The organism is Patulibacter sp. NPDC049589 (assembly GCF_040675535.1).
Taxonomy (GTDB): Bacteria; Actinomycetota; Thermoleophilia; order Solirubrobacterales; family Solirubrobacteraceae; genus Patulibacter.
Genome location: NZ_JBFAPC010000006.1, coordinates 55,693 through 67,715 on the forward strand (window position 1 = coordinate 55,693; position 12,023 = coordinate 67,715).

Sequence of the window (12,023 nt, forward strand, 5' to 3'; positions counted from 1 at the left end):
CCCCATCCCCGGAGTTCTCCTCGTGTCCGAATCAGCACCAGCCGGCGGCCGCGCCCGCCGCCGCGCGGTCCGCGCCGGCGCGACGCTCGCGGTCTCCGCGATCGCCGCCGTCGCCGCCACCGCGCCCGCCTCGGCCGTCAACACGGTCTCGACCGCCAACGGCGCCGCGTGGCAGATCCACGACGCCGCCTCGCCCGCGCTCGACACCGGCAGCGTCCGCGCCATCAGCGACAACGCCTTCTACGGCTTCGGCGGCATCAAGGTCCGCGTCGGCAGCGTGCCGTCCTCGGACCCGACCGCGGCGTTCAACGGCGAGACGATCCGCGGCTTCGGCCTCGAGTTCGACGGGATCGACAGCTTCGCCACGACCCACGCGGTGCGCCTCGGCGGCATCCAGATCAGCCGGGCGATCAAGGTCGGCACCGCCGGAAACTGGACCCGGTGGGTGGACAGCTTCCGCAACACGACCGACCAGGACATCGCGGTCGAGGTCTCGTTCGGCGGCACCGCCGGCCTGAACACCACGGGCCAGCAGAGCCAGGTCGTCGCGACCTCCAGCGGCGACACCACGGTCGCGGCCAACGACTCGTGGGCCGAGGTCGCCAACTCGGCGGCCGCCGGTCCCGCCACCCGCGGACCGCACGCGGTCGTCCTCGGCACCGCGTCGTACAGCGCGACGACGTTCGCCACCGGCAACCAGCAGCGCAACCCGTTCTCGACCGCGCTGCCGACGGCCGGCCTCGACGCCAACTTCTACGGCTACAAGAACACGATCGTCGTGCCGGCGGGCAAGACCGTGTCGCTCCTGCACTACGTGGTCGCCGGGCGCAGCGAGAACGCCGGCACCGCGGGTACGCAGATCACGACGGTGCGCAACACCGCCGTCGGGCTTGCCGCGACGCCCAACCTCGACGACCTCAGCACCGGCCTGCGCTGCACGATCATCAACTTCAACGTGGCGACGACCCCGGGCTTCGACCCGGCGGCCTGCGCGACGGCGAAGGTCCCGGAGATCCACCCGCCCGTCCCCGTCGAGAAGCACGTCACGACCTCGGACTACGACGTCGTCGACAAGCCGATCACGCAGCTCCTGGCCGACATGAAGTCCGGCGTGACGACCTCCCAGGAGATCACGCGCGGCTACCTGGACCGGATCAACGCCTACGACACCGGCGCGTTCGGGTTCCACGCGTTCATCCGCGTCGCCGACGACGCGATGGCGCAGGCGAAGGCCGCGGACGAGGAGCGGGCAACGGGCTCCACGCTCCCGCTGCTCGGCGTCCCGGTGTCGCTGAAGGACCTCTACGACACGAAGGACCTGCCGACGACCGACGGCACCCTCGCCCTGAAGGACTGGCAGCCGAAGAAGGACGCCTTCCAGGTCGCCCGCCTGCGCGCCGCCGGCGCCGTGATCCTCGGCAAGGCGAACCTCTCGGAGTTCGCGAACTCCGGCAGCTACAGCGACTCCGGCTTCGGCATGACCGCCAACGCGTTCGGTCCGTCGAAGTCGTCGCTCGGCTCCTCGGGCGGCCCCGCCGTGTCGACCGCGCTCAGCATGGCCGGCTTCGCGATGGGCACCCAGACGGGCGTCTCGCTCTACGCGCCGTCGACCGGCGCGAGCCTCGTGTCGCTGCGCGGCACCGACGGCATCTCGTCGGGCTCCGGCGTCATGCCGCTGACCTACCTGCAGGACTTCGAGGGCCCGATCGCCCGCACCACGAGCGACATCGCCACGATCCTGAACGTCACGACCGGCACCGACCCGGGCGACCCCGCGACGGTCCACGCGGACGCCGACGCCAAGCGGCCGGCCGACTGGACGGCGTCGCTGGACAAGGACGCGCTGCAGGGCAAGAAGATCGGCTACGTCGACGCGTCGTTCGACGGCCTGCCGTCGAACTACAGCTACGGTCAGGACGACGGCACCGCCGCCGCCGTGAAGGCGCGCTTCGCCGACCTCGTGGCGGCCGGCGCGACGATGGTGCCGATGACCGTCGCCGCCCCGAGCCAGTCGACCTCGGTGCCCGGCGGGTTCGGCAACCGCAGCCGCACCGAGGAGGGCTGGCAGAGCTACTGGGAGGACCAGGTGAACCCGCCCTTCAGGACGGCGTCGGGCATCCTCTCCTCGCCGAAGAACCTGCCCTACAACCGCGGCACGCAGGCGCCCGCACCGCGCCTGACCACGGACGACGTCGACAAGGTGATCGCCGCCCGCGACGACGCGAAGGCGCGCTACAAGGCGTGGATGGACGACGCCGGCGTCGACGCGGTGGTCTACCCGGGCTTCCGCTCCGACGTCTACGACAACGACGGCGCCCAGACGCTGTCGTCGGACCGCGGCACGAACGTGCCGACGTCCAACGTCGGCCTGCCGACGCTGATCCTGCCGGTCGGCGCCAGCCCGCACGGCAACCCGATCTCGATGCAGATCGTGGGCCGGGCGTTCGACGACGCCGAGGTGCTCGGCTTCGGCTACGCGCTCGAGCAGCAGCTGGGCGGCAAGGGCCACCTGCTGTCGAGCTACGCGCCGCCGCTGCCGTACGACCCGACGGCGACGCCGACGGACCCGGTGATCACGACGCCGGAGGCGCCGACCACGACGTCCCCGACGGAGAAGCCGACCGAGACGGCGCCGCCCGCGGCCCTGGCCGCCCCGGCCGCCCCGGCCGCGCCCGCCGCGCCGACGGCCCCGGTGACCCCGGCGAAGGCCGCGCCGTTGCGGACCGTCCGCGTGTCGACCCGCGGGGTCCGGCTGGACCGCCAGGGTCGCTTCGCGGTCACGGTCTCGTGCGCCAAGGGCGTCTCGAGCTGCAAGGTCCACGTCCTCGTCAAGCGCGGCTCGAGCCCCGTCGCGACGAAGACGATCACGATCAAGCCGGGCCGCTCGGTCCGGCTGCTGGCCCGGCCGAACGCGGCGATGCGCCGCGCGCTGCTCCGCGGCCACACGGCCACGGTCCGGGTGTCGCTCTCCGGCACCGGGCTGAAGGCGACCTCCGCGTCGCTGAAGGTCAGCCCGCGGAGGTGAGCCGGTGACGTCCCGGGGCGCGGCGGTCGCCGCGCCCCGGGACGTCGCGGGGCCACGTGCCCCGCCGAACCGGCCCCGGCCTCGCGGACGGCGGGGCCGACGTCGCGGGGCTCAGACCCGCGGGCTGCGTCCCGCCCCGGAGCCGAGCCCGATGAGGATCGCGCCCTCGCCCGAGGCGTAGGCCTCCTCGCCGTGGTGCGTCAGGTCCATGCCGAGGGCTTCCTCGTTGTCGGTCCCGCGCAGCGGCATCAGGAGGCCGAGGCCCTTGATCAGCAGCCAGGTCATCCCGAACGCGTACGCGGGGCCGGCGAGGACCGCGACGACCTGCGACCAGAGCTGGCCCGCGTCGCCGTAGAAGAGGCCGTTGCCGGCGCCGTCGTTCCACGACGCCTGGGCGACGAAGCCGATCAGGAGCGTGCCGGTCAGGCCGGCGACGCCGTGCGCGCTGAGCACGTCGAGCGTCTCGTCGACGCGCGTGCGCGGGCGCCAGAGGATCGCGAAGTAGCAGGGGAACGCGGCCGCGGCCCCGATGGCGAGCGCCCAGCCCGGGCTGACGTAGCCGCCGGCCGGGGTGATCGCCACGCAGCCGACGACGACGGCGGTGGCGGCGCCGATCGCGGTGGCCTGGCGGCCGCGCACGAGGTCCAGCACGATCCAGACGACGAGGGTCGCGGCGGGGGCCAGGAGCGTGTTGACGAACGCCAGGATCCCGGGCTTGCCGATGCCGAAGGCGCTGCCGCCGTTGAAGCCGAACCAGCCGAACCACAGCAGGCCGGCGCCGACCAGCACGTACATCGCGTTGTGCGGGACCAGCGCCTGGCGTCCGTAGTCCTTGCGCGGGCGCACGACGAGCGCGGCCGCGAGCGCCGAGAAGCCCGAGCCCATCTCGACCGGCACGCCGCCGGCGAAGTCGAGGGTGCCCTGCTGCTGCAGCCACCCGCCGCCGAACGCCCAGTGCGCGAGGACCGCGTAGACCAGGACCGACCACAGGGTCGCGAAGATCAGGAACGGCACGAACCGCATGCGCTCGACGACCGCGCCGGCCACGAGCGCCACGGTGATGATGCAGAACGTCGCCTGGAAGGCGAAGAACACGAGCTCGGGGATCTTCGTACCCGCGCGCGGCGCGAACGTCACGTCGTGCATGAACGCGTGGCCGAGCCCGCCGACGATGGAGCCGTCGCCGTCGAAGGCCAGCGAGTAGCCGACGGTCGCCCAGGTCACGGTCGCGAGGCCAGTCGCGGCGAGGCACATCATGAAGGTGTTCAGCGTGTTCTTCTCGCGGACGAGGCCGGCGTAGAAGAGGCCGAGCGCCGGCGTCATCAGCAGGACGAGCGCCGTCGCGGTCAGCATCCAGGCGGTGTCGCCCGTGTCGATCCCCGGCATCAGGACTTGGGGCTCACGGCGTCGACGTCGCGCTCGCCCGTGCGGATGCGGACGGCCTCCGTCAGGTCGTGCACGAAGATCTTGCCGTCGCCGACCTCGCCCGTGCGACCCGCGGCGCAGATCGCCTCGATCGTCGTCTCGACGACGTCGTCGGAGACCGCGACCTCGAAGCGGACCTTGTCCTCCAGGCCCATCTTCACCTGCGTGCCACGGTAGGTCTCGACCCGATCGAGCTCTCCTCCGTGGCCCTGGATCCGGCTGAGCGACACCCCGCGGATCTCGGCGCGGTAGAGCGCCTCGAGCACGTCGTTGGTCTTCTCGGGCCGGACGATGCCGATGACGAGTTTCACGCGCGAGACACTAGCCACCCGCGTGTTCCCGCGACTTCGGGGCGTACGCCGTGAGCGGCGAGGCGCCAGGTCCGCCGGGCGCGCCGCGACGTGCTCCGCGCCGCCGCACCGGGCCGGGGGCCCGGCGCCGACGATCGATCGGCGGACGAGGCCGGATGAACGTCCGTGTGGGACGCTCGGCCCTCGTGGTCGCGGCCGGTGAACGCCGGTTCCGTCCTGGACACCGTCTACGTTGCTCGCGATGCGTCGACATCACGAGCGCCTGAGGACCGGTGACCGCGTCGATCTCCCGCGGCACGACGCCCACGGCGTCGTGGTCGAGGTGCTGGGCCGCGAGACGGTCCGCGTCTTCCGCGACGGTGCGCTCGAGGTCCACGAGGTCGGCCGGTATTGCGTGCTCCTGGGCAGCGGCCGGACGGTCGTCGTCAACGACGGCGGGGGACGCATCGCGCGCGCGGCGGCGCCGCCGGCGCGCGAGGTCGAGTCGCAGTAGCGGGCCGCCCGGGACGCGGGACGTCCCGCGTCGCGGAGGGTCCGACGCGGACCGGCGCCGTCCCGGGCGGCGCCCGTCGTCAGCCGAGGATGCCGGCGACGTGGAGGACGACCGCGGCCAGCACCGCTGCCCAGCCCAGGCCCATCCCGATGCTGACGCGCTCGGTCGGCGTCCAGTGCCGGGGGTGCTTCACCCGCTGATCGTCGCAGGCCCGGCGGCGTGGTCCGCCGGGCGGCGCGCGGGTCAGCGCGGGGCGCGCGCGTAGAGGTCGGCGTGCGCGTCGCGGACGACGTGCTTCTGGACCTTGCCGGTCGAGGTGCGCGGGAGGGCGTCGACGACGACGATCGCCTTCGGGATCTTGTACGCGTCCACGTGGGCGCGCATGGCCGCGCGGATCGCGTCCGGGTCCAGCTCGGTGCCGGCGGCGGGGACGACGAAGGCGGTGATCGCCTCGCTCCAGCGCTCGTGGGGGAGCCCGACGACGACCGCGTCGGCCACGTTCGGCTCGGCCGCGTAGAGCGCCTTCTCGACCTCGATCGACGCGACGTTCTCGCCGCCGGTCTTGATGACGTCCTTCGAGCGGTCGGTGAACCAGAGGAGCCCCTCGTCGTCGAGGTGCCCGACGTCGCCGGAGTGGAACCAGCCGTGCGCGAACGCCGCCTCCGTCGCCTCGGGGTTGCCGAGGTAGCCGGTCATCGTGTGCGGACCGCGGTAGACGATCTCGCCCGTCTCGCCGCGGGGGAGGATCGTCCCCTCCTCGCCCATGATCTCGACGTGCACGTTGGCGACCGGCGTGCCGGCCGCGCCGGGGTGGGAGAGCTGGTGCTCGGGCCGGAAGATCGTCGTCGTCGGGCTCATCTCCGTCTGGCCGAAGAGGAGGTAGAAGCCGCAGTCGAAGACGTCGAGACAGCGCTTCAGCGTGTCCTGCGGCATCGGCGCCATCGCGTAGAGCGCGCGGCGCAGGCTGGAGAGGTCGCGCTGCCCGATCGTGGGGTGGTCGAGCATCTCGCGGTACATCATCGGCAGGCCGAAGATCTGGGTCAGCGACTCGCGCTCGATCAGCCCCAGCAGCGTCTCCGCGTCGAAGCCGCGCAGGACGTTGATCGACGCCCCGACCATGATCGCCGTGGTGCAGTGGCAGTTCAGCTGCGCGGTGTGGAACATCGGCATCATCGCCGCGAAGCGGTCGTCGCCCCGGAACTGCCCCTCGATCGCCATCGTCATCGACTCGAGGTAGACCGCGGCGTGGTTGCCGATCACGCCCTTGGGCGCCGAGGTCGTGCCGCTGGTGTAGAGGTACGTCAGCGGATCGCGGTCGCCGACGAGGTGCTCGGGCTCGGCGTCGTCGGCGTGCGCGGCCAGCGCGGAGAAGGCGGTGGCCGGCCGGCCGGCGACGGTCTCGGGGCCATCGCCGATCACGACGACGTCGCGCAGCGCCGCCGCGTCGGCCAGCGACGGGGCGATGACGTCGACGAGGCCCGCCTCGACGACCAGGCTTCGGGCCCCGGAGTCGTGGAGGACGTGGGCGACCTCGTCGGGACGCCACCCGAGGTTGATCGGCACGCAGACCAGGCCGGTCTTCGCGCACGCGTAGTAGGTGGCCAGGAACTCGATGCTGTTGCCCGACGCCAGGGCCACGGCGTCCCCGTGCGCCAGACCGCGGGCGCTGAACGCGTTGGCGAGCCGGTTGACGAGCGCGTTGAACTGCGTGTAGGTCAGGCGACGGTCGCCCTGGACGAGCGCCTCGGCGGTGGGGGTCCGCGAGGCGCTCCGCGTCAGGCTGTCACCGACGTTGATGCGGTGGATGAGGTTGTCGGACAGGGGATCGACGGGCATGCGCACGGCTCCGGGACGGGGATCCGCCGATCATATGGCGGGACCTCGGGGCGGTGGGACAGGAACCACCCGGAGCCCTCGACGTTCCGGCGAAGCGACCGTAATTCGGCGTAGAACACGGCGTGGTGATCGCCGCCGATCGGCCTGGGGCGTTGCGAAACTCCGCAGTGTGCACAGCGTCCGCATGCCCTAGGCTCGCAGCCGTCGACGATCCCCACGGCGACTCCAGTACCCGATCCAGGATCGTCTTCGTGTCCACGTTCGCACCGTCCCTCCGCCCTGCCCGCACGCGCAGGCCGGCCACCGTCACCGCCCGGGAGCTCGAGATCATCGAGCTCGTCGTCGACGGGTTGACCAACCCGGAGATCGGGCTCCGGCTCGAGATCTCGCCGCGCACCGTGCAGTCGCACCTCGCGTCGGCGATGCGCAAGCTCGGCACCCGCACAAGGACGCAGCTCGCCGTCTCGGCGCTCCGCGCGGAGCTCGTCGAGCTGCACCCCGCGCCCGCGCTGCTGCCCGCCCCCGTCGCCGGGGTCCCGTCGCTGACCGCGGCGGATCTCGCCGCCTGACGACCCGGTGCCGCAACAGGCGGGATCGGCGACGGGCTCCGCGCGAGAGGGCATCGCGAACGCCGCGCTGGAGATGCTGGGGGAGGCGGGGCTCGACGACCTCGTCCGTGTGCTGACGCCCGAGCGGCTGGCGACGGTCGGCTCGTGGTCGCCGTCGACCGTCAGGTATCACTTCGGTGGCCGCCGCGACGAGGACGGTCCGCGGGACTTCGCCTTTCGCCGGCGCAAGCTGGCGCTCGCGGTGCTCGACCTCGTGGTGGAGCGGACGGAGGAGTCGACCGAGGCAGCGATCGAGCGCTGGCGCGCGGCGATCGACGACCTGCCGATCGACCAGGACCTCGACGGGGTCCTGCGGGCGGTGGTCGACAACATCGCCTCGTTCGTCCCCGGCGCATCGGAGGACGACATCTCCGCTCGTGACCGCGCCTACCACCTGGCCGTGGCCGTCGCCGACGAGGACCCCGACGCCGCGAGGCTCCTGCGGGCCTCGCGCCAGCGGCAGATCGCGGCGTGGGCCCCGGCGCTCCGGGCGTTCCTGGACGCGGTCGGACTCGAGCTCCGTCCCGAGCAGCGGATCGAGGACCTCGCCAACGCGCTCTACGCGCTCTTCGACGGGCACCTGCTCCGCCTGCGCTTCGATCCCACGTCCCGCGCGCCGTGGTTCGCCGACGTGATGTTCGCGGTGATCGAGTCGTTCACGGCTCCGCGCGGCGACGGGTCGGCGGGATCCCTCGTGCGCCGGCCGCGGGCCTAGCGCCACGGCGGGACCACGCCGGCCCGGGCCCGCCTGCTCCTGCCGGGCCTGCGGGCCCGGCGACCTCCCCCTCGGCGGGCTCGCATCCGGCGAGCTCCCGCCGCATGGGACCTCGCCCGTTCCCGAGGCCGCCCGGTCCGGGGGCTCGTCGTCTTCGACCGGCGAGCGGACCTGCGCGGCGCCTGCGCCCCGCGCTTCCCGCAGGCGCGGCGCTCAGGGGGGTGTCGCGTGGGCCCCGCCAAACGGCCTAGGCCATCACCGCAAACATATTTGCGTGTTCCAAGAGTGAGTCAAATGGCGGACGTGAAGTCTCGCAAGTCCCGTGTTGGTCCCGTGTGGATCCGCCGTTTTGCGGACGTGAATCTTCGCAGTGGGGCGCGCCGTTCGGCCGACGGTGGCGGGCGCGGCGTCGGCTCGCCACTCGCGGGGTCGACGGCAGCCGCCTCCGCGCGGGGCCGGGGGGCGCCTCGGCCCGCAGAAACGTCGAGCAGTACGGGGGATCTCGGAATGCCTGCGGGATACCCGGTGCAGTCGGTGTCCTTGCTGGCGGTGCGGTCAGGCGCAGTTCCGAGGCGCCTGCGCGCTCCCTCCGGGTGCCCCGTTCCCGGCGTGCATGTTCCGTATACGTTTGATGGCGTACGCCATGTGGCCTATCGGGTTTACGTGTCTTGTGAAGCGCCGCAAACTTTCCGCTTGCGCGAGAATTATGTGTGGTAGAACTCCCGGCGGCTGGGCACGTCCCACCAGGAATGCAACGCGGCGACGTGCCGCACAAACAAGGGGTTCCACCATGCAGGCTTCAAGCCCGCGCTTCGCGACTCGGTTCTCGACCCGAGGTCTCATGCAGTCCAAGGTCAGCCGCGTCGCGCTTCTCGCGACCGTCGGCGTCCTCGCCGTTCCCGCCATGGCCCAGGCCGACGGCAGCGCCGCCGTCTCCGGCGGCCAGCTGACCTTCGTCGACGACGCCGGCTCCGCCGCCCAGCTCCGGATCGCGAAGGGCGCGGTCGCCGGCGAGTACGTCATCCGCAACACCGCGGCCGGCGGCGTCGTCCCGGGCACGGCCGGATGCACGCCGACCGCCCAGGCCGCCGGTCCCGGCAACCTCCTCCCGGGCACGGCCGCTCAGCGCCTGGTCTGCGTCAACGTCACGTCGATCCGCCTGCTGCTCGACAACGGCAACGACACGCTCGGCACCGACCCGACGAACATCAACATCATCCAGGGCGTCGCCGGCACCCCGGCGGACGTCCCGATCACGGCCTTCGGCCAGACCGGTGACGACACGATCATCGGCGGCTCGGCCGCCGACCACCTCGAGGGTGGCTCCGGCACGGACACGCTCGTCGGCTCGGACGGCAACGACGAGCTGCTCGGCGGCGCCGACGACGACGCCTTGAACGGTGGTGCCGGCAACGACACCTTCAACGGTGGTACCGGCAACGACTCGAACGCCGCCGCGACGGCCGCCGAGCAGGCCGGCAACGACACCTTCGTGTCGACCCCCGGCGACGGCACCGACGTCTACGTCGGCGGTACCGGCGTCGACAAGGCGGACTACAGCGCCTACACGTCGGTGGACCCGAACATCACGCTGAACGCGAGCGGCACCGCGGTCAGCGGCGCCCCGGGCGAGAACGACAACATCGCCCGCGACGTGGAGAGCCTCACCGCCGGTGGTGGCGACGACACGCTGATCCCGAACGTCTTCTCGGGCGCCGAGCTGCACACCGACGGCACGATCGACGGCGGCGCGGGCGAGGACAGCGTCCAGTTCACGAACCGCAACACGAGCGTCAACGTCACGCTCGACGGCGTCGCGGACGACGGCGGCACCACGACGGCGCCGCAGCCGACCCCGATCAACGAGAAGCTCAACGTCCTCCCGTCGATCGAGAACATCACGGGCGGCACCGCGAACGACACGCTGAGCGGCGACGACGACGACAACGACATCTACGGCCTCGCCGGCAACGACACGATCAAGGGCAACGGCGGCGACGACTTCCTCGAGGGCGGGATCGACAACGACTCCCTCGACGGCGGCGCCGGCGACGACGCGCTCGACACCAACACCAACGCCGCGAACGGCTCGGACACGCTGAAGGGCGGCGACGGCAAGGACTCGGTCTGGTACTACTACCGCCCCGCGGCGAACTACTCGATCTCGCAGGACGGCAACGCCAACGACGGCGCGCCGGGCGAGAACGACAACGTCCAGGCGGACGTCGAGGTCCTGACGACCTCGTTCGCGGGCGGCGCCGACACGGTCAACGCGTCGGACGTCGACAACGACATCTACACGTACGGCGGCAACGACACGGTCAACGCCGGCGGCGGCGACGACGACGTCTACTCCTTCGACGGCGACGACACGATCAACGGCGGGTCCGGCAAGGACCACGTCGAGGCGGGCGCGGACAACGACACGGTCAACGGCGGCGACGACGACGACGACCTGTACGGCCAGACGGGCAACGACACGGTCAACGGCAACGCCGGCAACGACCTGGTCCACGAGGACGGCGCCGCCAACGGCGCGGACGCCCTCGCGGGCGGCACCGGCACCGACACGATCGACTACGCCAGCCGCTCCAGCAACATCCGGGTCGACTTCGACGGCACGGCGAACGACGGTCAGCTCGCCGAGGGCGACAACGTCGCCGGCGACTTCGAGACGATCGACACCGGCTCCGGCAACGACACGGTCATCTCCGACGACGACGCGGAGACGATCAACACCCGCGCCGGCAGCGACAACGTGACCTCCAAGGGCGGCGCCGACACGATCGACACCGGCGACGACAACGACACGATCAACGCCGGCGACGGCAACGACGCGATCAAGGCCGGCAACGGCTCGGACGTGGCCAACGGCGGCCAGGGCGACGACACGTTCGACGCCAACGACCTGTACCTGCTGGGCGGCGTGCCGTCGAGCGACCAGTACAACGGCGGCGTCGGCGGCAACGCCGCGGGCGACGGCAGCGACACGGTCAGCTACGGCACCCGCGCGGACGGCCTGCAGCTGACGCTCGACGGCGTCGCGAACGACGGCTTCATCGCCGGCGACGTGCCGGAGGGCGACAACCTGAAGGTCGACAACCTCAACGGCGGCGTGGGCCCGGACTCGATCGTCGGCAACGCCGACACGAACGTCCTCCACGGCGGCGCGGGCAGCGACGAGATCGACGGCGACGCCGGCGACGACCAGGTCTTCGGCGACGCGGGCTCGGACATCCTGGACGGCGGCGCCGGCCAGGACGCGATCTCGGGTGGCATCGGCACCGACAACATCCTGATCCGCGACGGCGAGAACGACACCGCCGACGGTGGCGCGGGCACGGACTCGGCCATCGCCGACGCCCTGCCGCTCGATCCGGCCGCGGGCCTGACGACCATCGAGGTCATCAACCGCGGTGACGGCTCGCCCACCACCGGCCCGACGGGCGCGACCGGCCCGGCCGGTCCTGCCGGCGCGACGGGCGCCACCGGCGCTGCGGGGACGAACGGCACCAACGGCGAGCGCAACGCCCCTCGGGGCTCACGGCCCGACGTGCACACGAGGATCGCCTGGGACACGGAGATCGCACGACTCGCCCACGCGCAGCAC

At 72.3% G+C, this 12,023-nt stretch carries 8 protein-coding genes; 5 read left to right on the forward strand and 3 right to left on the reverse strand.

What is annotated here, in order from left to right; genetic code table 11:
* Nucleotides 1-22: 22 nt before the first annotated feature.
* Nucleotides 23-3,025 carry an amidase gene (locus AB0L40_RS02235; RefSeq protein ID WP_364348503.1) on the forward strand — a complete coding sequence of 1,001 codons (3,003 nt, stop codon included), beginning with the start codon at nucleotides 23-25 and terminating at the stop codon, nucleotides 3,023-3,025.
* Nucleotides 3,026-3,136: 111 nt separating this feature from the next.
* Here AB0L40_RS02235 and AB0L40_RS02240 read toward each other — a convergent pair whose 3' ends face one another.
* Nucleotides 3,137-4,411 carry an ammonium transporter gene (locus tag AB0L40_RS02240; protein WP_364348506.1) on the reverse strand — a complete coding sequence of 425 codons (1,275 nt, stop codon included), beginning with the start codon at nucleotides 4,409-4,411 and terminating at the stop codon, nucleotides 3,137-3,139.
* Nucleotides 4,411-4,761 (reverse strand): P-II family nitrogen regulator, encoded by a 351-nt coding sequence (locus AB0L40_RS02245; RefSeq protein ID WP_364348509.1) that lies wholly within the window; start codon nucleotides 4,759-4,761, stop codon nucleotides 4,411-4,413. Before AB0L40_RS02245 ends, AB0L40_RS02240 begins: the two co-directional genes overlap by 1 nt.
* 241 nt (nucleotides 4,762-5,002) lie before the next feature.
* Between AB0L40_RS02245 and AB0L40_RS02250 the strand changes: the two genes are divergently transcribed.
* Nucleotides 5,003-5,254: a hypothetical protein gene (locus AB0L40_RS02250; protein ID WP_364348511.1), complete on the forward strand. Its 252-nt coding sequence runs from the start codon at nucleotides 5,003-5,005 to the stop codon at nucleotides 5,252-5,254.
* 243 nt (nucleotides 5,255-5,497) lie between these two features.
* Here AB0L40_RS02250 and AB0L40_RS02255 read toward each other — a convergent pair whose 3' ends face one another.
* A complete protein-coding gene (locus AB0L40_RS02255) occupies nucleotides 5,498-7,090 on the reverse strand; it encodes a long-chain-fatty-acid--CoA ligase (RefSeq protein ID WP_364348513.1) in 1,593 nt (530 codons plus the stop codon).
* 251 nt (nucleotides 7,091-7,341) lie between these two features.
* Between AB0L40_RS02255 and AB0L40_RS02260 the strand changes: the two genes are divergently transcribed.
* The 3 genes from AB0L40_RS02260 to AB0L40_RS02270 form a co-directional block, all read left to right on the forward strand.
* Complete coding sequence (locus tag AB0L40_RS02260; protein WP_364348515.1) at nucleotides 7,342-7,659, forward strand: helix-turn-helix transcriptional regulator; 318 nt, start codon at nucleotides 7,342-7,344, stop codon at nucleotides 7,657-7,659.
* Nucleotides 7,660-7,666: 7 nt separating this feature from the next.
* Nucleotides 7,667-8,413, forward strand: coding sequence for a hypothetical protein (locus tag AB0L40_RS02265; RefSeq protein WP_364348517.1), 747 nt, complete (start codon nucleotides 7,667-7,669; stop codon nucleotides 8,411-8,413).
* 790 nt (nucleotides 8,414-9,203) lie between these two features.
* Nucleotides 9,204-12,023: calcium-binding protein (locus AB0L40_RS02270; protein ID WP_364348519.1), on the forward strand; the 2,820-nt coding region annotated here is incomplete at its 3' end.

Excerpts from the sequence above, each read along its gene's own strand:
- AB0L40_RS02240 (WP_364348506.1), bottom strand. The coding sequence starts at position 4,411 with ATGCCGGGGATCGACACGGGCGACACCGCCTGGATGCTGACCGCGACG.
- AB0L40_RS02255 (WP_364348513.1), bottom strand. The coding sequence starts at position 7,090 with ATGCCCGTCGATCCCCTGTCCGACAACCTCATCCACCGCATCAACGTC.
- AB0L40_RS02250 (WP_364348511.1), top strand. The coding sequence starts at position 5,003 with ATGCGTCGACATCACGAGCGCCTGAGGACCGGTGACCGCGTCGATCTC.